The sequence below is a fragment of the Priestia sp. 10L35 genome (assembly GCF_056395685.1).
Map to the genome: position 1 here is coordinate 38,135 of NZ_JBFTKA010000011.1, position 21,971 is coordinate 60,105.

Consider the following 21,971-nt stretch of genomic DNA (forward strand, 5'->3'; position numbering starts at 1 on the left):
CTAACTATTTAGTAAATTATTTCATAATAAAGGAGATGGAAGTGTGTTTGGATTCAGTGATATGCCCAAGTTCTTGTTTTCTTTCTTACTTGTATTACCACTTGTATCTCTCGTTCACCAATTAGGACATTCTATCATGGCAATTTTTTTCGGAGGGAGAGTAGATTTTACCATTGGAAAAGGAAAAACCATTTTTAAATGGAGAAAAATCAAAATAAAATCAGTCTACTTTTTAGATTCTTTTTGTGTATATGAAAAACTAAAATACGATAACCGATTTACCCATGCTTGTGTCTATGCTGGAGGTGCCATTGCTAATTTAGCTGCTATTTTCCTTATAAATGGTTTAGTTATGACTGACATCCTTTCAGCAAGTCTCTTTTCTTACCAGTTTGTCTATTTTTCTGTTTATTATATTGTCTTCTCACTATTGCCTATTAAATTTACAGAAACAACTTCAAGCGATGGACGTGCTATTTATGATGCATTGAGATATGGAAAAATAACATGTAACCCCGATTAATAAAGCTGAAATAATGATGTGAAGCGATAGGTTTGCGAAGCTACATGGGATTCACTTTTACGTAATGAAGTAGATGATAAAAATAAAATCACTTTAAATAATATGGTTAATTGAGCCATTAGTGTTGATGTTGATAAATAATTGATATCAAAAAACCTTCTACTCCTGTCAGGTAGAAGGTCATTTGTGTGATTGAAATGTCATTGTATACCCTGCGAGAAAGGTAACACATTTATTCATTGCCAATAAAATTATCATTTAAACAGAGTACATAGGAAAACCCTCTATCTTATAGATAGAAGGCAAGATAAAACATAATATAAACAAAGGTAGGTGACTTAGATAACTTTACATTTATTTTTATACCCAAAAGGAAAGAACTTAAACAGATAAAAAAACCTTCTACCCATAGAGAGTAGAAGGTCACATGGATCACATACTGTTAAAAAAGTTAGTTGATTATAGATTTTAACCCAAAAAATAAAATTCAAACATCTTACATAAAAAATATGTGGTTGGCCTAATAGCTTATCTTTTTCATGAAATGGACGAGACATAAGGACTAAAGTAGAATGTAAGGAGGAAAAGGGAGAGCTTGGTGAATCAAATCATATGACACTAATACAAAAGAACCGACAATTGAATGCCAGTTCCTTTGTATTGTATAAATGTAGTCATTCTTCATCTTCATAAATAAATAAGCCATTTACCAAGGTCTCAAAATCAGGAGCTAATTCAAAAATAAGCATGTCTGTTCCCCATTCTAAATCCATATAAATTATAGGAGGGTTATCTTTTGTATCCCGATAGTCAAATGCAACCCACCAATGTCCCTCTCCACATAGTAAAACAATATCTTTTGGTAACTCCCATTCTTCTATATAATAATCACTGGATAAAATGCCTTCTTTCCCTATTCCATAAATCTCAGGGACATTTACATGATCGTCTGCCCAATTTGTTGGAACGGAGGTAGGGTAGTCACAATATTTTAAAGAGCCCCCATTCTGTATTTTACATAATTCAATATAGGATTTTGGTAACTTTACACCCAACTTCTTTTCTGCTTCGTTGACCATTTCTTCTGTTAATTTTTTTGATTGACTGTATCCATCATCCCAAATATCTCTCATTTCCCCAACCCTTTCAATCAGTACCAACTAAATACTCTTTTTCATCCCACATTCGCGGCATTCACGTAAGAAAACGCCACCTTTTACGGAACTTTTGAAGTAAGCTGAGTTGCAGTGATCGCATCTTCCACTAACTTTATCCGGAAATTCATCGTATTCATACACTTTATCAAGATCTATTTCTTGCTGCTGTTTCTCTTCCATGTCGATCACTCTTTTCTAATTGCCTTTTATTAGCTTACCACAAAAAGCGAAGGTGACATTATTTTATGTAAAACGAACATAAATTAGCTCACTTAACCTCATTTTATTTTTTAATTCGAATACTTCATCGATAAAAACAAACAAATTCCCCAGGGAATCAACAGATTGGATGAATCCCTTTTCTGTAATACATTGTCCCTTTTTGTAGTATGTAAGATAAACTTGGCCTTTATTTTTACACACCTCACTATTAAAGATAAAGCTTAATTATCCTCCAATTTTACATCATTTCAATCTCCTTCTTTAACACACTTGCTGCGCTGTAAAAAGTGGAATTATATGTTTCATTTCCTTGTTATAAAATATAGAAGGTTAGTATCGTTCTTAATCATATATCTCAAATTTTTAGTCATATTAAGACCGGAAATTTATTAAACAGATGCACAAACTATGTTATAATGGTGATGGGAATAATACATGAATTACCTAATGTGTTCAACGTAGCAAAAAGCCACTTGTAGTATACAAGTGGCTTTTACTTATTAGAAATCTATCTACTTTTATTTACATTGATTAATTAAAGATAGAAAAAAATACATATAGACGAGGTGTAAAAAATGATTAATCTATATACGACAACCAGCTGCGTTTCTTGCCGAAAAGCAAAGGCTTGGCTTGAGGAACATCAAATTGATTATATTGAGAGAAATCTATCGTATGAACCTATTACAGAAGATGAAATTAAAAATATTCTTAGTATGACAGAAAAGGGTACAGATGAAATTATTTCTACAAGGTCAAAGATCCCTCAAAAGTTAAATATAGAGATTGATGCACTGTCGTTACAGGGTCTGTATGATTTGATAAAGAGCCATCCTTTTATACTTAAACGACCTATTATTATACAAGATCGTAAAATACTGCAAATCGGATATAAAGAGGAAGAGATAAGAGCTTTTATTCCTCGGAAACTTCGTACTTTCACGATGACAGAACAGGCAGTAGTAGGTGATCATTAGAGGGTAATGGAATAGTGATCAACGGATGCCTTAACTTCTAAAGTAGATTGTAATAAAAGGCATCGGCAGTGTAGTAAGGTATATATTTCAGATTCTAAAAATGAGTAAACACAACTACACCTACATAAAAAGGAGAAGGGTAAAAACCCTCCTCCTTTTACTATATAATCCTCTATACTTAGATACTCTTCTTCATGCCGCATTCCCGACATTCGCGTAAGAAAATACCACCTTTTACAGAACTTTTGAAGTAAGATGAATTGCAGTTGTCGCATCTGTCACTGACCTTATTATCAAGACCCAAATCGAAAAAAAACATAGAAAATAAAGGTTGATACATATTGTACATGACTAATATGTATTAACCTTTTAATCTTTGCTCAACAAACACGCCCGTTTGATGAATTTCCTTAAACATCTATGGGCCTAACATCTGAAAATAATATCTAAGCTATCGTTGTAATTATCGGTTGATCCCTTGTAATAATTATTGTGTGCTCATATTGTGCACAAAGACTATTATCGGGCACACATAAAGTCCATCCATCCGAACTTTCAACTGTATACTCTGCTCCAGTTGATAAAAAAGGCTCAACAGTAATAACCATACCTTCTTTCAATACCCGTTTATCATGCTTGTCATAGATAGGTAAAATATCTTCAGGTGCCTCATGTAAAGACCTTCCAATGCCGTGACTGCAAAGATCCGTAATTACCTTGTAACCACCTTTTCGGGCTTCATTTTGAATAATTCTTCCGATTTCATTCAATCTCACCCCATGTTTAAGTGAAGAAATAACTTTCATCATGGTATTGTGTGTGTATTGACAGAGACGTGTTACAGAAGGGTTATATAAAGGGATCTGAAAGGAATGACCTGCATCGGCAAAGTAGCCATTTAACTCAGCAGAGACATCAATATTTATTAGGTCACCTTCTTGAATCTTCCGATTCCCCGGTACTCCGTGAGCAACTTCATGGTTAATGCTAATGCATGTGTTACCGGGAAAATTGTAGGTTATCTTTGGTGCAGAGACCGCACCATATCTTCTTAAAAAACGTCCCCCGATTTCATCCAATTCTTTAGTCGTCATTCCGGCGCGTGTCTGATTTTTCATTTCACTTATTGTTAAAGCAACGATTTTGCCGATTTCCTTAAGCCCATCAATATCATCCTTACCTCCAACTGTCATATATGAACCCTCCAATTTTTTGATGTTTTCATTTTACCCAACGTAATGTTTCCGATTCTCCATAAACTGGTCCGATTGCTTAATATCACTTATTGCAAAGTTACAAAACTCATACCACTCACCCCCTTAATCATGTTAACGCTCGATCTGAAGACCTCATCACGCCTCCATTTGTAACAAACTTAAGTTCCTTTATAATATATACATATTAAACTATATGTGTAGTATCTAAATAACGAGTCTACTATTTATAAGAAAAGAGGGTATATGCTCGTATATTGAACATAATACCCTCTTATTAGTTTAGTCTATTTAATGTTTATCTGGATATTCGGCATAATCATATACTTTAGTGAGATCTATTTCTTGCTGCTGTTTCTCTTCCGGGTTGATCACTCTTTTCTAATTGACTCTTATTAGATTACCACAAAAAATGAAGGTGAAATTATTTTCCTATGGACATTTCTTTGTCCACTGTGTTGAAACAAAGAAATCTCCCATAATTATAGGTTCCTTTCTAAGAGATTCCCCACTTTCTCAGCCATTTCTTTTGGAGAATAAGGCATTTCATTTTTTAACCACCACTCCACTACACCTACGTAAGCATTGGCAACAAATTCAACAACAATATCTTCGTTTTGCCCTAGGTTCTTGCCTTTTGTTATATCAACGTCTTTTTTAAACTCTTCGATATTGTGTTGAAGAAATCTGTTACGGAAATAACGAGCCCCTTCACTTGCTAACATCGTAGAAAAAAACAAATAATTACTTTCAAGATATTCCATGCAATGTATCGTTGAATCAATCCAATTCAAATCAGCTTCCGATTCACAAAAGTCACTCATGTTCTCAATATGTTCTTCCATAATTTTATCCAACAAATCAAATTTATCTAAATAGTGAAGATACATAGTTGCTCGATTAATATTTGCACGATCGGCAATATTTTGAATTGTAATACTATCGAAGCTTTTTTCTGACATCAACTCAAGAAATGCCTTTTTAATCGCTTCTTGCGTTCGTGCTATTCTTCTATCCACTTTTACCATGTTCTGAATACCATACCTTCCTTAAGATAATCGACAATTTTTACTGATTTGTCGTCTACACAACAAATCCTATGAAATCAACGATTTTTATCCCTTGTTTTGTTTATGAGTGTATTATAAATTATAGACAGATGTTGTTAAAACATCAATTGTATCTTTGTGTGATTAATTCAACATTGCACAATGAGGAAAAAATTAGTCAGAATGACTCCGTCAGCAAATTCCTTAAAGGGATTGTTAATTCATTACCGTTTATGAATATTCTAAATATCCAAACCCGTATCAGTATAACAATTAGTTATTGCTGACAAGGCAAGCTCTCAGGTAGATGTTACGAACAAAGATATTCATTTCAAATAAAGAAGAAGAAGAGAGGGTTACAAGAAATGGCACAAACAGATAACTACATTTTTGAATTAAGCGGTAAAGTAACAAGGGAAGCAGTTTCATACAAAAATCGATTTGGAATTAAAATTGCAGCAGACCTTTATCTGCCAAAAAACTTTGACAAATCAAAGAAGCATGCTGCGGTTATTATCGGTTCGCCTTATGGTGGTGTGAAAGAACAAGGAGCTGGTATTTATGCTCAAAATATGGCAGAGCGTGGTTTTGTAGCGCTTGCATTTGATCCATCGTACAACGGATATAGTGGGGGAGAACCACGCCATCTTTCTTCGCCTGATTTATTTGTAGAAGATTTTAGTGCTGGCGTTGATTATGTAGGTACCCGTCCATTTGTAGATAGAAATCAAATTGGGGCTATTGGTATGTGTGGTAGTGGCGGTTTCGCGATTAGTGCAGCTCAAGTTGATCGACGTATTAAAGCCGTTGCTACAGCTAGCATGTACGATATTTCGCGCGTACAATCTCAAGGTTTTAATGACACATTAACGGAAAAAGAGCGTAATGAGATGCTCGATGCAATTGCTGAGCAACGGTATTCAGAATTTGAGGGCAACCAACCAGTGCTGACTCCAAGAGGAGCGCCAATTGGATTTGACGATAATACAGATCCTATCGGTCGCGAGTTTGGTGAGTTCTATTCCACACCTCGCGGATACCACCCGAATTCAATTACACAATTTACGATGACAAGCAGTATGTCGTTTATGAACTTCCCACTGCTTACGCATATTAAATCACTTTCGCCAAGACCAATCTTGTTCATTATAGGGGATCATGCTCATTCACGTTATTTTAGTGAAGATGCATATGAAATGGCAGCAGAACCGAAAGAGCTATATGTTGTTCCAAATGCTGGTCACGTTGATTTATATGATAAAACGGATCTCATTCCATTTGACAAGTTGGATGCATTCTTTACAGAAAATTTGAAGTAACATTGGTGCCAAAATGAACCTAAGGGGTTGTAAGTAAAAAGTCTAGGTTTATTAATGCTAAAGGTTGATAGCCTAGAGATTACCTTTCCCAGAGAGATAGCATGAAACAACACGCTGAGGAAACCCTTAACTAGAATAAACATTCACTTAAATAGTTTCTTTAAATTTAACTCTAAGAATTATTATAACCAACTAAGTTTGAAAGGATGAAAACAAAATGACAATCGAAAACAAAGTAGTCGTAATTACAGGTGCAAGTTCGGGTATTGGTGAAGCTACAGCTAAGTTGTTAGCTGAAAAAGGCGCAAAAGTTGTGATAGGTGCAAGACGTGAAGAGCGTTTAGTACAATTAGCTGAAGAAATCAAATCGAATGGTGGTCAAGTGGCATATCGTGTTACGGATGTTGTTAATCCAGATGATAGTCAGCAGCTGGTTCAACTAGCTAAAGACACTTTTGGAGGTGTGGATGTAATCTTCTTAAACGCTGGATTAATGCCTAATTCACCCCTTTCCCAACTAAAAACTGACGAGTGGAACAGTATGGTTGACGTTAATATTAAAGGTGTATTGAATGGTATCGCCGCAGTACTACCAACATTCACAGCCCAGAAGTCTGGACACATCATCACTACTTCATCAGTAGCTGGGCTTAAAGCTTACCCAGGCGGTGCGGTTTATGGTGCAACAAAGTGGGCTGTTCGTGATTTAATGGAAGTTTTACGTATGGAATCTGCCCAAGAAGGCACTAACATTCGCACAGCAACTATTTATCCAGCAGCGATCAACACGGAATTGTTGGAGACGATTACTGATAAGAACGTTTCAGAAGGTATGACTGCATTGTACGAACAATATGGTATTTCTCCTAATCGAGTTGCCAATGTTGTGGCCTTCGCAATTGATCAGCCAGAAGATACGAACGTTAATGAGTTTACAATTGGGCCAACAAATCAACCTTGGTAATAATGACAAGGTAAGATAAAACACCTCAAAAAATCCTATCTCTTAAAGTAATGAGATGGGATTTATCTCCTTTTATTAAGCATAGAAAAAGGAGAATGCTTAAATTCACATAAATATAACACTTCAGGAAGTGGCTGAAGAGCATTCAAGGGATTTGGACGTTAATTATTTTCACCATCAGGAAGTAAAGGGGAAAAACGATATGACTATTAATAGTGACAGGAGGATATAAACATGAATGTACTTGTCATAGGAGCAAATGGAAAAATTGGCGAACGTCTTGTGAGACAGCTACAAGAATCAAAGAAGCATAATCCTATTGTCATGATTCGTAAGGAAGAGCAATTGAAAAAATTTGAGGAACAAGGAGTCAAAACGGGACTCGTTGACCTAGAAGGAAGCATTGATGATATTGCCAATGTAGCGAAAGATGCGGATGCAGTTGTATTTACAGCTGGTTCAGGCGGGCATACCGGTCCTGACAAAACCATGTTGATTGATTTAGATGGAGCAATTAAATCAATGAAAGCAGCTCAACAAGCTGGTGTAAAGAGATTTATCATGGTTAGTGGAATTGGCGTTCATAGATGGCATGATACCAACCATTTAGACTGGATGGATAGTTCACCCGTATATAGTGCTGCAAAGTATTATGCGGACGCTTGGTTAGAAAGAAGTGATCTTGATTATACCATTATCCGTCCAGGAAGTCTGACCAATGATATTGGGACTGGAAAGGTAACAGTGGCAGATGACCTTCCACATAAACAAATTTCTCGTGAAGATGTCGCTTCAGCTATTATTACCTCTCTTGAAAATAATGAAACTATTGGCAAGTCCTTCGATATGGTCAATGGAGAAATGCCAATTCTAGAAGCATTAAAGACGTTATAAATTTTTGTTTTACTAAGAAAAATAAAATGATGAAAAAGCCCAGTTCTCCATTTTTTTGCTGAGAAATCGGGCTCTTTCTTTTTTAACCTTCTTAACGTTATTTTAGAAATAAATGTTTTTACTTTCTATATTTATTGATTATTTGAACTATAGTGAGAAAAAAATAGAAGTGCAAATTCTGAATGTAGGTTTTAGTGATGTTTCCTTTTGAAAAAGTACATGGACAACTATTCACCTTAGTTTACGCACAAATAAAGATAGGAGTTGTTTTTTTGGCTAAACGAAATAAGTTACTTATATTCATATTAACTATAGGAGTTTTCGGTATCTTAAATACTGAAATGGGGGTAATTGGGTTGTTGCCTTCTATTGCCGATCGCTTTAATGTGAGCATATCAAAGGCAGGGTGGTTAGTGAGTGTTTTTGCCCTTGTGGTAGCTGTATCAGGACCAACGATGCCGTTATTGTTTTCTGGACTAAATCGGAAGAAAGTCATGTTACTTGTATTGGGTGTTTTCATTTTAGGTAATATTCTATCCCTATTCACATCTAATTTTAGTGTTCTATTGATTGCTCGTATCATTCCAGCCATTTTCCATCCAATTTATTGTTCTTTGGCATTTACAGTGGCAGCTGACTCTGTTAGGAAGGAAGAAGCTCCAAAAGCTGTGGCTAAAGTATTTATAGGGGTATCTGCTGGTATGGTAGCCGGCGTACCAATCGCAAGTTTTATTGATAATGCCCTTTCGTATGAAATGGCGATGGCGTTCTTTGCTATTGTAAATGTTATTGTATTTATTGCTACATTACTATTTGTACCTTCTATGCCTGTTGGAGAAAGGCTTTCTTATGGTACACAACTTTCTGTACTAAAAAAACCAATTATATGGATTTCTATCGTGACAGTTATTTTATTAAACTCAGCCGTATTTGGGGTTTATAGTTACCTTACTGAATATTTGAAAACCGTAACGAATATGTCTGCCAATGTTATAAGTTTAACGTTATTTATCTTCGGCGGAGCTAATATCATTGGAAACATCGTCGCAGGAAAACTACTTACCCATAGCCCAACTAAGTCTATTGTATATTTCCCTTTATTATTAGTTGCTGTTTACGTCGCATTATTCTTCACAGGACAATTTACCGTCCCAACGCCTATTATCACTTTTATTTGGGGAATATTAGCTGGAGGAATAATGGCAAACATTAATCAATATCTAATTGCGTCTTCAGCTCCCGAAGCACCTGATTTCGCCAATGGTTTATTCATATCATCCTGTAACGTAGGAACAACAATTGGTGCAGCTGCAGGTGGGTTATTTATATCAGGAATGGGCACACAATACGTAGTATTAGTAGGAATTCTCTCATTGGTATTCAGCTTACTTACTATCTTAGTTAGAAATTATATGTTTACTCCTAAACAACAACTTTCTAAATAAAATTAGTTATTTTAACGAAATATAAAAAGAAGCCGTGTACATAGGACGCGGTTTCTTTTTATTCTATTGCTGAAGAAGCTTATCATCTCTGCTTGTATAAGTTCTGTCATTTTATCTAGTATTTTATTGTCCATGCCTTCTTGAAGCATAGCTAAGTTAATTTTCTATTTTCCTTTTATAAGCCTAACCCAATTACATCCATATAAAAGGGCTATGTTAGAATTACTCGGGTTTTTCCACTAGTTGCATCTGGAAAATTTGAGTTTCTTGAATACCTGCTCTTTGAAGTTCCTGTTTAAATGATTCTCCTTCTTTTAGTTTAATGATTTTCTTTGAGCCGTCACGTAACGTGTATACTCTAAAATTGTACATGAATGTACCTCCACCAAAATAAATACTTCCTGTACACGATCTCTTCAGCAACTAAGCCAAACGAACATCAATTAGCTCGATTAACCTCATTTTATTCTTTAACTCAAATACGTCATCAATGAAAATAAATAAATCCCCAAGAGAATTAACAAACTGAATGAATCCTGTCTCTGTTATGCATTGACCTTGCTTATAATATGTAAGGTACACTTGTTTATTTGTATGTAAGGCTTCAATTAAGGTGAAATTAATCTGTTCCATTTGCTCTTCTGTTAAAACAGGTTGAGGGACTTCTAGTTGTTTGTTTATGACTTCCTGTAATCCTATGTATTGTTCTGGCATTGTAGCAAAAGGGCGCCATTTTTTCACCTTATCAAGATCTACTTTTAAAAAAGCTTTTGCTTTAATGGTTTTTATCAATTTAGCTATGTCTACATCGATAATCGTTTTTTTGTGATTCTTATACCATTAAAGCACTAGATTGTTGGAAATCTTAAAATTACTATTTCTTACCGAACTAAAGCCCCCTTTACTTCAAGTACAGCCTTTCACAACCTGTAGCCTTTCATGATTTAAACGTAGTTTTCTCTCATTCGATTTATATCTACTCTAGGTGGTAAGCCAAACATTCGGGAATATTCTCGACTGAATTGCGATTGACTTTCGTATCCCACTCTGAATGCGACATCAGCTACATCTGTTGACTCTGCTAATAACAAGCGCCTTGCTTCCTGCAATCTCAGTTGTTTTTGAAACTGAATGGGACTCATTGCTGTGACCTCTTTAAAATGTCGATGTAGTGTTGAAACACTCATATTCGCTATTTCAGCAAGCTCTTCGATACGAAAAGACTCTTCATAATTATTGATGATGTGGTCTATAACCTCTCTTATTCTAGAGGCATTGCTACCTTCTAATGCCATTTGTTCAAGCGCTTCACCATGTGGACCTTGTAAAATCCAATAGAGAATTTCTTTTTTAAATAATGGAGCAAGAACAGGGATATGTTTTGGAGCGTCTAGCAAAGATGCTAACCTTACTACTGCGTCCAACAAAGGTGGTTCTACTTTGCTAACATACATAGCTCGTTTTGCGCTCTTTCCCTGCCCCGTTTTAATATCTGTGCTATTTAAAACCTCCAAAACCTGGCTAGGGGTAAATTCAAATTTGAGGGCTAAATATGGGGACCCAGCTGAGGCTTTGATGACTTGACCTGTAACTGGCAAGTCAACGGATGCCACAATATAATGACCAGGCCCGTATAAAAAACGTTCCTCTCCCAATAATACCTCCTTCTCTCCCTGAAGGATCATGCAAAAAGATGGCTCGTTAACTCTAGAAATTGGTTCGGTAATAATGGATTCGCGGATGAGAAATAAAGATGGAATAGTGGTAGAGTGAACACCGTCCTGCTTTGAAAGACGTTCAATGAGTTTAGCAAGTTCATATTGCTGTTTGTAGGATTTCTTAGCCATAACTGATTCTCCTTTTTTCATTTTCGGTTCATTATACCTGATATCCATTAATTGAATAAGAGGGTTTGAGAGGATTAGGCAAAAAATTGATAGTAATGTGCTAAGGGTTTCTTTATTATTTATGACATAATTAATTGTAAATAAGTCACGATAAATGTGGCAAATAACTAAGAGAGAGGGAGCAGTTAAATGGAGTATGTAAAACTTGGTAATACAGGCTTAGATGTATCTCGACTTTGTCTTGGATGTATGGGTTTTGGAGATGCTAACAAATGGCTTCATCAATGGGTGCTTAATGAAGAGGACTCTCGCCTCGTTATAAAAAAAGCCATCGACTTAGGGATTAATTTTTTTGATACAGCCAATGTATACTCACTGGGTACAAGCGAGGAATATCTTGGACGAGCGCTTAAGGATTATGCTAATCGTGATGAGGTTGTAATCGCAACTAAAGTACACGGACAAATGCATGGAGGTCCAAACGGATCTGGTCTTTCCCGAAAAGCAATTATGAGTGAAATCGATAAGAGTCTTAAGAGGTTGGAAACTGATTATGTAGATCTTTATATCATCCATCGTTGGGATTACAATACCCCTATTGAAGAAACGATGGAAGCATTACATGACGTGGTGAAGGCCGGAAAAGCAAGATATATTGGTGCCTCTGCCATGTATGCTTGGCAGTTCCAAAAGGCATTACATGTGGCTGAAAAACATGGTTGGACTAAGTTTGTGTCCATGCAGAACCATTTAAATCTAATATACCGTGAAGAGGAACGAGAAATGTTACCTCTTTGTAAGGAAGAGAAAATTGGTGTCACTCCATATAGCCCTCTGGCATCAGGGAGATTAACACGTGACTGGTCAGTAACAACACATCGTTCTGAGACAGATCAAATTCAAAAATCTAAATACGATGCGACTGCGGACGCCGATCGATTGGTTGTGGAACGAGTAGCATTCATCGCAGAAAAACATGGTCTTCCTCGTACACACATCGCACTTGCCTGGTTACTACAGAAAGAACTAGTAGCAGCCCCTATAATTGGTGCTACGAAAATATCACATCTTGAAGATGCAATAGGTGCTTTATCGGTTAAGCTAACACCTGAAGAAATTGCGTTTCTTGAAGAGCCATATGTACCACACCCAATAGTTGGTCATAATTAATAATGTGAAAGCTTATTATAAGGCACCCCCCTCATTTCCTTATGCAGGAAGTGAGGGAGGGATTTCTAACGTTTTTTAATACTTCCCATAAACTCTTCTTTGTTAGGCTTTATGACCTCTTACAATGCCGTTTCGATAACAAGCTGTTGAATGAACAAAATAACTTGAAGCCCTTAGCGTATTATTCTTTCTTAGGCTATTTAATTATCCGATACTTTATCGCCTTGTCTCAGTTAGCGTAGCGACACTACAAATTATGCTAACACCTTACGTATTTGCGTTTAAAACCAATCCGGCCTCTGTCTATCTCCTTTTGAATAGTTTCAGAAGCAAGAAGGATACTACTTTTTTTCTTGTCCTTCTTAACTTCCACTGGACCTACTCCCTTTGCAATTTCAACCGCCTTATCATGAAGTGGCAAATATGAGATTCCGACTGTATAGATAAAATTATTCATAGCTGATTTCGTTCGGTTTGGAGAAGCGTGAATCGTATTTTTTACTTGTTCAAGCATATTGGAAATCTTAATTGTGCAAAATTCATCGTCCGGACGATTACCCAAAAGCCAACAGTAACAGCTCCAGCCTGCTGACATTTTAAGTTCTTTATCACTTGCAATCCATTTATCAGCAACAACTTGCGCAAAATCAGTTTCTGCCAAAGTTACTGCAACTACATAATCAGACAGCATGTAAAAATACGCTGCATCTATCCAACGCTCAAAATCTTCCTCAGTCATCCTTGTGGGGTCTGCAATGATACCAGCAAAATACATGGCATCGTAGTTACCAGAGGCATAAAGCTGCTCGGCTAAAGGCTGGTTCTTCTTGATTTTCTTTGCAATGGGTTTCATTTTGCCCGTTGCCACTCCAAAAAGTGGATCGTGTGCACCATTGCTTATGTAAGTCTTTTTAATTCGTTCCGTACCGAGCTCTTCAAGCTCCTTCATAATCATTTCGAAATTCATCGTTTTATACTCTCCTCCTCTACCACCTATCACCTATAAATTGGAGCACTTTTTCCTTTTAATTTAGTTTCTAATTCATCTTACGATTTCTAAGCTACTTGGGGATCAGTTTACTCCTCATAATTTGTTTTTTTATTTTCGCCAAAAAGTTGAACAGTCTTTTTTATCTAAAATATTGAACTCAATCATTTTCTTAAGTAATTCATAGTTTACCGAATCGGTCCATGGAATTCGGAACAAGCCTTTGGTAGCGCTATATTTAGCCTGAGCAATGTCATCAGCAAATTGGGCAATACCTACTTCTTCGGGTGAAACGCTCAAATGATGCTTAGCTGTGGAAAAGCCGATGATAAATGTATCGTGATCGGTAAACATTGGTGTCTTCCACTTGATCTGCGGTTTCAAATTCGGAAAGTTAGTAGCCACCCAAGTCAAAACTTCCTCTGTTCGGTTCCGATGGTCAGGGTTATCAATACGCGCTAAATATTCTGCCAAAACTTCCATGCCATTTCCTCCTAAAACTAAAAAATATTTTGAACGGTGCAGTTTTTCAATCTACTCTAATTTTACATGAATCCAATATCAATAAGTTCACTCAATCTCATTTTATTTTTTAATTCAAATACGTCATCAATGAAGATAAATAGTTCCCCAAACGAATCAACAAACTGAATGAACCCCGTCTCTGTTATGCATTGGCCTTGCTTATAGTATGTAAGGTATACTTGTTTATTTGTATGTAAGGCTTCAATCAAGGTGAAATTGATTTGTTCCATTTGCTCTTCCGTTAAAAGAGGTTGAGGGACCTCTACTTGCTTGTTTATGATGTCCTGTAATCCAATATATTGCTCTGGCATACTGGCGAATGGGTGCCATTTTTTCATATTATCATCCTCCTTATTTTTTATGACCTCCAATTAAGCTATTTCGATAACGAGCTGTTGAGTGATCCAGGTAGCTTGAAGCCCGTAGCACACTATTCTTCCCATAACGCATACGAATTTCATCAATCGTTTTAGCAAGAGCATAGGCCCTTTCACGCTGATCGATATCCTCAAATAAGCTCATTTGCTCCTCTTCTTCAATGCTCGTATTGGATAACGAAATCCCAATGGAGCGAATCGGCATTCCATTATCAAAATTATGTAAAATGGTTAAACAATAAGGGAAAATATCTTGGCTTAAGTTCGAAGCTCGCCCCATTTTCTTTTGTCTTGAGAAGCCTCCACCTGTTTGTTTGCTGTAGCCAATCGATAAATGGATCGTTTGAGCCACCACTTGATGCATGCGTAAGCGAAAACACACATCGTCCAATAGTTCCAACAGCAATAATTCAACTTCTTTTCGGCTTGTATAATCTCGAAACAGAATTTGACTCTTCCCGAATGACCGAGAACTAGGAATGTACACATCTGAAATGCGACTAAAATCAATCCCATTTGCATGTTGGTGTAACTCTTCCCCCATGATGCCAAATTCTTTTTGTAACATCTCCTTAGAAGAAAGAGCGAGTTCTTTTATGGTATAGATGCCTAAACGGTTTAAGCGTCTTTCTGTAGCTGACGAGATCCCCCAGAAATCCTTCATTGGATGAATCGACCATAACTTAAAGGGAATATTCTCATATCGCCAATACGCAACCCCTGTTGGGCTGTGCTTCGCTTCATGATCTAAGCTAACTTTAGCTAGTAAGAGATTCGGACCGATTCCTGCGGTAGCTGTCAGTCTTGTTTTGCGATAGATCTCATTACGTATTCGATGAGCTAGCTCCTCTGGTGTTCGAGCAAATAAATGCAAAGAAGCCGTGGCATCAATAAACAACTCATCAATGCTATACGCATGGAAATCTTCAGGAGCAACATACTGTAACACCAAACTAGAAATATAGTTCGAAGCCTTGATGTATCTCTCCATGGATGGATTCACGACATAGATATCTTTCCTTTTAGGAATTTCAAAGAGGCGACTTCCTGTTTTGATCCCTTCTTTCTTTAATAAAGGTGTGGCAGCTAACACAACAGATCCCGACCGTTTGATATCTCCTACAACCGCAAGCCTTGTTTTCAATGGATCTAAGCCCCGTATGACAGAAGAAACGGAAGCAAAGAACGCCTTCATGTCGATACAAATAATCACTCTGTTTGGTAGCTGCCCATAATCCATTGGAATAACTCCTTAATAAAGAACGTTTGTTCTTTATTATATACGAACAAACGTTCCTTATTCAATGGAATCTTTTCCCGATTATTGTTACTATAATAAGAGAGAAGAACATTGTATATGAATTGAGAAGACGGAGGGTTGATCAATGAATAAAAAACTGTCTAGTTATATTATCTTTTTTTCATGGTTTTTGTTCTTAGTTCTTTTATGGATTATCGTCTCATTCTTTAAAGGTGAAAATGGACAGTGGTGGTCTATGTATCGTTTGAACCCACATAAATACGGTCCTTGGGCTTTAGAGATTTCTTACATAAAGATTAGTATTGCTGCTGTTATTTCGTTAGGAATAGCTTATATGGTGAGTTTTGAATTCAAAAGAAAAAATAAGATGAAATAAATGGTTTTTTAGTAAAAGAGGATTTCTACATATTTTTTATCTTTGAGGGATCAGTTACGAATGAATTATATGAGAATTTATACACTAAGGGCTGGTATAAAAAGAAACATGAAAATTGAAGGTGGAATTAACCTGTTACATTTAATCTTCTGCTAAAACAGGTTAAGGGATTTCTAGTTGTTTGTTTACGACTTTTTGTAAGGGCCCCTGCTAACATAAGCCTAGCAAGATTAGACAAAAAGAAAGCCGATGACTCCTGCGCTAAGGAATCATCAGCCTATATTTTTATAAGATTTAAAGCTACCATAATCGATCAATTGAATGTCGAGTAAATAATGGGTACTTGTCCAGTATTCTAATTACCAAATCCCCCTAAATATTTACTTAGTTTAAGTATCTGGAATAATTGTAATAGCGATGGTCCGAACTGGGGCTTCTTTTTCGTTTCCCTTACTCTGGGTATGGTAGTATTTAGTCATTAATTCGTTTAATTCGTTTTGAAATTGTATAAAATGTTCCTCATCTATCTTTAATTCCACTACAGAAAAAGTTGCCCCGTCCTCTTGGCTGTTTTGTTCCCCTAATTTCTTAAGATAAGTTTGATATTGTGTCATAAGTGATAACTGGTAATAAGAAATATAGTCTAACTTTTCCTTGCTAGATAATTCCCTCCATTCACTTCCGTCAATTTTTGCCTCTTCTTCATTTATAGCGTAATATTTTTCGGAAACCGATTTTACTTTTTTTTCTTTAATCACACAAACAATACCAGAATCAAACATAGTTTGAAGATGCCTATATAGAGTTGCTTGGGGCACATCTTTAAGAATTTTCACCATTTCTAATGGTGTTAACCCATTTTCTCTATTTCTCATTAATGCTTGGCAAATCTTTATTCTCACCGGATGCATTAATATTTCAACTTTAGTACTCATCCAATCACCTTATTATTTATTAAATTTAATTCTTATTATAAATAATGAGAATAATGATTGCAACGAATCTGCATTTGATTTATCATTATTAATAATGATAATGAGATTAGGAAGGAATGTTGAAAATGCAACTACATTATGGATTAAACGACCTTAAAGATCTTGATTTTATGGCTTTTCTGCCCGTTATATTGCCAGTTATTGCAGTGGGGACGCTTTTAGTTTTAATCGCACTAATTGATTTATACCGACATAGAAAGACAAGAGAAAATGTCCTTATATGGGCCCTAATTATTCTTTTTGTTAATACACTTGGACCTATTCTTTACTTTGTTATAGGGAGAAAGGATGGTGAGAACTCTTGAAATTAGAGATTATAAATGTAACAAAATCATTTAAAGAGAAAATTGCTGTCAATAATTTCTCGATGGAACTGAAATCAGGGGAATGTGTCGGGTTAATCGGGCCAAATGGAGCAGGCAAATCTACATTAATAAAAGTGATTTCAGATATCATCGATCCAAATACTGGTGAAGTTTTATTGAATGGGAAAAAAATATCTAAAATGAAAAGAGAAATTGGTTACCTACCACAGTACCCTAATTTTTTTCATTGGATGACAGCAAGAGAAACTCTTACGTTTATGGGTCAACTTTCGGGATTGAAAAAAGAAGTATTAACAAACTCGATACGGGAGATTCTGACAAAAGTTGGGCTAAAGGGCGAAGAAAACTCAAAGGTTGGTACATTTTCTGGAGGAATGAAACAACGACTTGGTATAGCACAAGCCTTACTACATAAACCTTCTCTTATTGTTATGGATGAACCGGTATCCGCATTAGATCCAATCGGTCGAAGAGAAGTGTTAAACCTGATTGAAGAAATAAAAAAAGATACAACCATTTTATTATCAACCCATATATTAAGCGATGCGGAAGAAATTTGTGAACGATTTGTCATTATGAAAGATGGAACAAAAATAGAAGATACAAAGATTACCGAACTTTTAAACCGCAATAGCGAAAATAAGTTAATTGTGGAAATCACAGCGAAGGACCGAAAGTGGGTAGACCATGTAAAAAAACTGCCTTACGTAAAGGACGTAGAAGTTATTGGGCTTAAAGTCAAAGTAAAGGTTGAAAGTATCGAAAAAAATAAAAATTTATTGCTGCAAAATGCACTCGAACATAAAGTGGACATCGTTAAATTTGAAATGAATAACGATACTTTAGAAGAAATCTTCTTAAAATTGGTGGTGCAGAAATGAATAACTTAATTGTACTGATAAAAAAAGAATATGTTCAAATGTTACGTGATTTTAAGGTAATTTGGCTACCGATTGTTTTTATATTTTTAGGGGCAACGCAGCCAGTAATAACTCATTACTTGCCATCAATTCTAGAAGCATTAGGAGGCGGTGGTCAGGGAATTACCATTGATCCGAGTATGACAGCACAAAAAGGAGGAGAAGTACTAGCAAGTACTTTAGGATCTCAGTTTGATCAGCTTGGTCTTATGATTCTTGCAATTTCTATGATGGGTATCATTCAAACAGATAAAGCCAACGGTATGCTGGCCTTTATTTTAACACGACCTGTTACTGTTACTTCATATATAGGTGGAAAAATAGTATCAAATTATTTGATGGCAGCTTTTAGTGTAACAATTGGATACTTTACCTCTTACCTATATGTAAATTATCTTTTTACTGCTGTTCCATTTTCACACATGATTACTGGGTTAATATTTTATCTAGTATGGGTTCTTTTTATCGTATCTTTCACAACAATGATAAGTGCTATTTTTCACAGTCAAGGTATTATTGCATTAATTTCAATTATTTTCCTTATAGGTTGTAGGATAATCGTCGGTCTGAACCCAATAATGGATCAATTAAATCCAGCCAGTATGAGTAAGCATGCAATGGAAACACTAATGACGGGATTAGTAGATTCAAATGCAGTAGGTAATTTACTATTGACATTCGTTTGGATTTTATTGACACTCTTTATAACAAATTATTGGATTTCTAATAAAAAGTTTAGTCATGAATAAGTAGAGAATAATCGTGATGAGGATCTGAGATTTTTTTATCTAGTTTGTGCTAGGGAATTCCCTTCCGTTTTTACTGCTCTACTATTAACAGTAGTAATAATGAGCTTACCCAAAAATAGGGTAAGCTTTTGTATTAGAAAAAATTGGGTTTACATAAGTTTGATTATAGGAAGTAACTCCTCCAATTTCTGTGCCTCCACTAGTTACTAATATTGCTCTACTTTTAAACGTAACGTTTACATCTCTTTCATTACGACACTCTTGGAGGATTTCTATATTTTCTAAATAGATTTTCGAAACCTAAAGGAATTCATCTAAGAGCTAAGGTAGTAGCAGGATTATAAGAATAGATAATTTCGGAAAAGATTTTATGGTTTTGCAACTTAATAAAAGTTTCTTTAGCCTCTCTTTCTGTTTTAAATTCAAATATGACAAGATTGTTCTCTCTTGAATAAGCATTAATTATAGTAACTACCCACATCAAAAAACTCCTAGGGTTGTTACAATTAAATTTGATTTTGATAAATAAATACCTCTGTCATCGTTATTAGTAGCTATTATATCTCTGGATTTATTTGGAATGAACCTCTTTCCTGACCAAATAGAACCGCCTTGAAAATTCCATACTCCCATGCAAATACACCCCTTAGCTTACTAGTAATACAATAGATTAGTTTGTTTAATTGTTTACAGTAGCATCTTCTTTACATGCCTTTATGACATCCAACCAATGATCTGGTTTTTGTCCTTTAAATTTTTCTTTTAAATTATATGAAGCCAATGTTTCTAGCTTACTTTTTGCTGCTTTAGACATAACAGAATTTAAGTTAGAAGCCTCTAACATTTGAATAGAACCGTCTAACTCAATTGATCTTCTTAATGCATGTATAGAGGTTCCGGTTACTAATCGGTTCATAGTTTCTCTAAAGCTCTTGCTATCAAGAGTTTCACTAATAGAATCCAAGACTAATTGTTCTACATTAAATTCATAAGACGCTTCTAATAACTCTAAATAAAGAGCAACTACACCTTTCATATAAATGCTACGAATTAGTTTTACAGCAGAAGCATCACCGGGTTTTTCGCTTACTTTAGTTATGTTCATACTGTACGGAGTCATTAAGGAAATCAATAAATCTGCGCCATTTCCACTTGCTGAAATGGGGACCTTATGTTTGTAAACCGGCAAAGGTCCTAACATTGCGACATCTACAAAAAATGCATTTTTCTCCTTTATATGTGTGTTAATTTTTTGTTTCACAACAGGAGTGGAAGCTGATACATCTACATAGATACAATCTTCTTTTATAAATGGTTTTAGCATCTCACTAACTTCAAGTGCTTTATCTGCTGGTACTGCCACCATTACTACATCTACTTGGCTTAAAACCTCTTCGGGTGTAGAAAGAATTTCTACTTGAGCTTGAGCAGCCCGTTCTTTAATCTGTGGACCAAATGTAGGATGGTCTATCATAACATCATGAGCAAAAATGATTTCTAACCCTTCTTCTTTTAGACCAAATGCCAATTCAAAGGCTGCCTCTCCAAATCCAATAAAACCTAATCTCATTTTGAGAATCCCCTTTCTCTTTATAACCCATATACTTTCATCTGTTCTCTTAACCATGAAGGCTGAATATTACCCCCAACTTCCCCTTGGAGACGGGCTTTTTCAAATGCCTCAATTGTTTCTAAACGTGTTTTCTCGTACTCTAATTTTTTCTCAGCTTTAGAAAGAACCTCTTCCACCTTTTCTCTTGGAACTACAACAACACCGTCATCATCGCCTATAATTAGATCTCCTGGAATAACGGTTACACTTCCGCAAGAAATAGGTTTATGTAACTCACCTGGACCGTCTTTTAAAGGGCCATTTGGAATAAATCCTTTTGAGAAAATGGGAAACTCTGATTGACTAAGCGTATCCTTATCACGAACTGCTCCATCTATAACGATGCCCTCTATTCCCATAGCTTTAGCTGCAGCTGCCATTAATTCTCCAAGATAAGCATTTGCGGTATGTCCCTTTCCATCAGCAACTAAGACATAACCTTCTGTCCCATCATAGATTGCCTGATGAAGAAACAAGTTATCTCCAGGCCTTAAACTGACAGTTAAAGCAGCTCCAACTACCTTCATTCCTGGAGATACAGGCTTAATCTTATAGTCCATTGAACCTGTACACCCCATTGCATCAGAGATAAGGGTTGTATTAAGACGCTTAGTTCTCTTAATAATATCTTCAGATAATGCTGGCGCTAAATGACTCATTAATGTACACTCCTCTTCTTCTTTGACAGTACTGAAATGGCACGTAATGAACCTCTTTCGATTTGTTTTACTTAATAAATACAGGTAACGCTTACAAAATTTAAGGTGGTTTAATGAAATTAGTGATGTGTTTCTATCCAAAAAATACTCCCAATTTATTTGTTGTATCTTCAAAAAGATAAAGAACAGCTTAAAAAAGCAGCATTTGTAATAAATATTACTACAATTTAAATTCAAGTAATATTTATTACTTTTAATTTAAGTGTATATTATCACCGATGCTTAATAAAGTAAATCTATTTTTGTAAACAAAGCGTTAGAAAAGCATATCCTACGATTTATTACTTAGAAGAAACATTTTTACATAAAAAATTAAACATGCTAAAATTCAAGTAAGTATTG

The 21,971-nt window shown here is 35.6% G+C and carries 26 protein-coding genes and 1 pseudogene; 11 read left to right on the top strand and 16 right to left on the bottom strand.

Features of this window, described 5'->3' with window-relative positions:
* Window positions 1–43: 43 nt before the first annotated feature.
* The gene (locus AC1DEF_RS25455) at window positions 44–523 is read left to right on the top strand and encodes a site-2 protease family protein (protein ID WP_098334916.1); all 480 of its coding nucleotides are present in this window, start codon (window positions 44–46) and stop codon (window positions 521–523) included.
* A 674-nt stretch (window positions 524–1,197) separates the two neighbouring features.
* Here the strand turns inward: AC1DEF_RS25455 and AC1DEF_RS25460 are convergent.
* Together AC1DEF_RS25460 and AC1DEF_RS25465 are read right to left on the bottom strand one after the other, a co-directional pair.
* Window positions 1,198–1,656 (bottom strand): SMI1/KNR4 family protein, encoded by a 459-nt coding sequence (locus tag AC1DEF_RS25460; RefSeq protein ID WP_053488007.1) that lies wholly within the window; start codon window positions 1,654–1,656, stop codon window positions 1,198–1,200.
* Window positions 1,657–1,683: 27 nt separating this feature from the next.
* On the bottom strand, window positions 1,684–1,860 hold the full coding sequence (locus AC1DEF_RS25465) for a DUF8096 family protein (protein WP_098590895.1): 177 nt from the start codon (window positions 1,858–1,860) through the stop codon (window positions 1,684–1,686).
* 617 nt (window positions 1,861–2,477) lie between these two features.
* Here AC1DEF_RS25465 and spxA point away from each other — a divergent pair.
* Window positions 2,478–2,879: a transcriptional regulator SpxA gene (spxA, locus tag AC1DEF_RS25470; RefSeq protein ID WP_057244072.1), complete on the top strand. Its 402-nt coding sequence runs from the start codon at window positions 2,478–2,480 to the stop codon at window positions 2,877–2,879.
* A 178-nt stretch (window positions 2,880–3,057) separates the two neighbouring features.
* Here the strand turns inward: spxA and AC1DEF_RS25475 are convergent.
* The 3 genes and pseudogenes from AC1DEF_RS25475 to AC1DEF_RS25485 all read right to left on the bottom strand — a co-directional run.
* Window positions 3,058–3,171, bottom strand: a pseudogene (locus AC1DEF_RS25475) (DUF8096 family protein); the annotation flags it as partial.
* Window positions 3,172–3,325: 154 nt separating this feature from the next.
* Complete coding sequence (map, locus tag AC1DEF_RS25480) at window positions 3,326–4,072, bottom strand: type I methionyl aminopeptidase (RefSeq protein ID WP_477727600.1); 747 nt, start codon at window positions 4,070–4,072, stop codon at window positions 3,326–3,328.
* A gap of 503 nt (window positions 4,073–4,575) precedes the next feature.
* Window positions 4,576–5,121: a TetR/AcrR family transcriptional regulator gene (locus tag AC1DEF_RS25485; protein ID WP_230185286.1), complete on the bottom strand. Its 546-nt coding sequence runs from the start codon at window positions 5,119–5,121 to the stop codon at window positions 4,576–4,578.
* A gap of 386 nt (window positions 5,122–5,507) precedes the next feature.
* Between AC1DEF_RS25485 and AC1DEF_RS25490 the strand changes: the two genes are divergently transcribed.
* From AC1DEF_RS25490 to AC1DEF_RS25505, 4 genes are all read left to right on the top strand, one after another.
* Window positions 5,508–6,461 (top strand): alpha/beta hydrolase, encoded by a 954-nt coding sequence (locus AC1DEF_RS25490; RefSeq protein ID WP_471876709.1) that lies wholly within the window; start codon window positions 5,508–5,510, stop codon window positions 6,459–6,461.
* A 217-nt stretch (window positions 6,462–6,678) separates the two neighbouring features.
* Window positions 6,679–7,425: an SDR family oxidoreductase gene (locus tag AC1DEF_RS25495; RefSeq protein ID WP_477727601.1), complete on the top strand. Its 747-nt coding sequence runs from the start codon at window positions 6,679–6,681 to the stop codon at window positions 7,423–7,425.
* 234 nt (window positions 7,426–7,659) lie between these two features.
* Window positions 7,660–8,319 carry an SDR family oxidoreductase gene (locus AC1DEF_RS25500; protein ID WP_477727602.1) on the top strand — a complete coding sequence of 220 codons (660 nt, stop codon included), beginning with the start codon at window positions 7,660–7,662 and terminating at the stop codon, window positions 8,317–8,319.
* A gap of 272 nt (window positions 8,320–8,591) precedes the next feature.
* A complete protein-coding gene (locus tag AC1DEF_RS25505) occupies window positions 8,592–9,764 on the top strand; it encodes an MFS transporter (RefSeq protein WP_230185290.1) in 1,173 nt (390 codons plus the stop codon).
* Between the two features lie 222 nt (window positions 9,765–9,986).
* Here AC1DEF_RS25505 and AC1DEF_RS25510 read toward each other — a convergent pair whose 3' ends face one another.
* The 3 genes from AC1DEF_RS25510 to AC1DEF_RS25520 form a co-directional block, all read right to left on the bottom strand.
* A complete protein-coding gene (locus AC1DEF_RS25510; protein ID WP_230185291.1) occupies window positions 9,987–10,136 on the bottom strand; it encodes a hypothetical protein in 150 nt (49 codons plus the stop codon).
* 51 nt (window positions 10,137–10,187) lie between these two features.
* Entirely contained in the window at window positions 10,188–10,478 is a 291-nt protein-coding gene (locus AC1DEF_RS25515; protein ID WP_230185311.1) for a YolD-like family protein, read from the bottom strand.
* A gap of 230 nt (window positions 10,479–10,708) precedes the next feature.
* Complete coding sequence (locus tag AC1DEF_RS25520) at window positions 10,709–11,611, bottom strand: AraC family transcriptional regulator (RefSeq protein ID WP_477727619.1); 903 nt, start codon at window positions 11,609–11,611, stop codon at window positions 10,709–10,711.
* A gap of 189 nt (window positions 11,612–11,800) precedes the next feature.
* On the opposite strand from AC1DEF_RS25520, the gene AC1DEF_RS25525 reads away from it, so the two are divergent.
* Window positions 11,801–12,781 (top strand): aldo/keto reductase, encoded by a 981-nt coding sequence (locus AC1DEF_RS25525; RefSeq protein WP_477727603.1) that lies wholly within the window; start codon window positions 11,801–11,803, stop codon window positions 12,779–12,781.
* Between the two features lie 259 nt (window positions 12,782–13,040).
* Here AC1DEF_RS25525 and AC1DEF_RS25530 read toward each other — a convergent pair whose 3' ends face one another.
* The 4 genes from AC1DEF_RS25530 to AC1DEF_RS25545 all read right to left on the bottom strand — a co-directional run bounded on the left by AC1DEF_RS25530 (window position 13,041) and on the right by AC1DEF_RS25545 (window position 15,911).
* Window positions 13,041–13,748: a DNA alkylation repair protein gene (locus AC1DEF_RS25530; protein ID WP_477727604.1), complete on the bottom strand. Its 708-nt coding sequence runs from the start codon at window positions 13,746–13,748 to the stop codon at window positions 13,041–13,043.
* Between the two features lie 132 nt (window positions 13,749–13,880).
* Window positions 13,881–14,252: an iron chaperone gene (locus AC1DEF_RS25535; protein ID WP_230185295.1), complete on the bottom strand. Its 372-nt coding sequence runs from the start codon at window positions 14,250–14,252 to the stop codon at window positions 13,881–13,883.
* 62 nt (window positions 14,253–14,314) lie between these two features.
* A complete protein-coding gene (locus AC1DEF_RS25540; protein WP_230185296.1) occupies window positions 14,315–14,632 on the bottom strand; it encodes a YolD-like family protein in 318 nt (105 codons plus the stop codon).
* A gap of 13 nt (window positions 14,633–14,645) precedes the next feature.
* Window positions 14,646–15,911, bottom strand: coding sequence for a Y-family DNA polymerase (locus AC1DEF_RS25545; protein ID WP_477727605.1), 1,266 nt, complete (start codon window positions 15,909–15,911; stop codon window positions 14,646–14,648).
* A 145-nt stretch (window positions 15,912–16,056) separates the two neighbouring features.
* Between AC1DEF_RS25545 and AC1DEF_RS25550 the strand changes: the two genes are divergently transcribed.
* Window positions 16,057–16,308 (top strand): hypothetical protein, encoded by a 252-nt coding sequence (locus AC1DEF_RS25550; protein ID WP_377257006.1) that lies wholly within the window; start codon window positions 16,057–16,059, stop codon window positions 16,306–16,308.
* A 389-nt stretch (window positions 16,309–16,697) separates the two neighbouring features.
* Here the strand turns inward: AC1DEF_RS25550 and AC1DEF_RS25555 are convergent, their stop codons facing one another.
* Window positions 16,698–17,243: a transcriptional regulator gene (locus AC1DEF_RS25555; protein ID WP_230185299.1), complete on the bottom strand. Its 546-nt coding sequence runs from the start codon at window positions 17,241–17,243 to the stop codon at window positions 16,698–16,700.
* Window positions 17,244–17,368: 125 nt separating this feature from the next.
* Between AC1DEF_RS25555 and AC1DEF_RS25560 the strand changes: the two genes are divergently transcribed.
* The 3 genes from AC1DEF_RS25560 to AC1DEF_RS25570 are packed head-to-tail and all read left to right on the top strand — an operon-like array spanning window position 17,369 to window position 19,298.
* Window positions 17,369–17,608 carry a PLD nuclease N-terminal domain-containing protein gene (locus AC1DEF_RS25560; RefSeq protein ID WP_192101212.1) on the top strand — a complete coding sequence of 80 codons (240 nt, stop codon included), beginning with the start codon at window positions 17,369–17,371 and terminating at the stop codon, window positions 17,606–17,608.
* The gene (locus AC1DEF_RS25565) at window positions 17,605–18,510 is read left to right on the top strand and encodes an ABC transporter ATP-binding protein (RefSeq protein WP_477727606.1); all 906 of its coding nucleotides are present in this window, start codon (window positions 17,605–17,607) and stop codon (window positions 18,508–18,510) included. Before AC1DEF_RS25560 ends, AC1DEF_RS25565 begins: the two co-directional genes overlap by 4 nt.
* Window positions 18,507–19,298, top strand: a complete 792-nt coding sequence (locus AC1DEF_RS25570; protein WP_230185301.1) for an ABC transporter permease — start codon at window positions 18,507–18,509, stop codon at window positions 19,296–19,298. The genes AC1DEF_RS25565 and AC1DEF_RS25570 overlap by 4 nt, the downstream gene beginning before the upstream one ends.
* A 480-nt stretch (window positions 19,299–19,778) precedes the next feature.
* Here AC1DEF_RS25570 and AC1DEF_RS25575 read toward each other — a convergent pair whose 3' ends face one another.
* The 3 genes from AC1DEF_RS25575 to AC1DEF_RS25585 are packed head-to-tail and all read right to left on the bottom strand — an operon-like array spanning window position 19,779 to window position 21,569.
* A complete protein-coding gene (locus AC1DEF_RS25575; RefSeq protein WP_477727607.1) occupies window positions 19,779–19,931 on the bottom strand; it encodes a hypothetical protein in 153 nt (50 codons plus the stop codon).
* Between the two features lie 46 nt (window positions 19,932–19,977).
* Window positions 19,978–20,868 (bottom strand): prephenate dehydrogenase/arogenate dehydrogenase family protein, encoded by an 891-nt coding sequence (locus AC1DEF_RS25580; protein WP_477727608.1) that lies wholly within the window; start codon window positions 20,866–20,868, stop codon window positions 19,978–19,980.
* A gap of 20 nt (window positions 20,869–20,888) precedes the next feature.
* Window positions 20,889–21,569 carry an RraA family protein gene (locus tag AC1DEF_RS25585; protein ID WP_477727609.1) on the bottom strand — a complete coding sequence of 227 codons (681 nt, stop codon included), beginning with the start codon at window positions 21,567–21,569 and terminating at the stop codon, window positions 20,889–20,891.
* Window positions 21,570–21,971 lie beyond the last annotated feature (402 nt).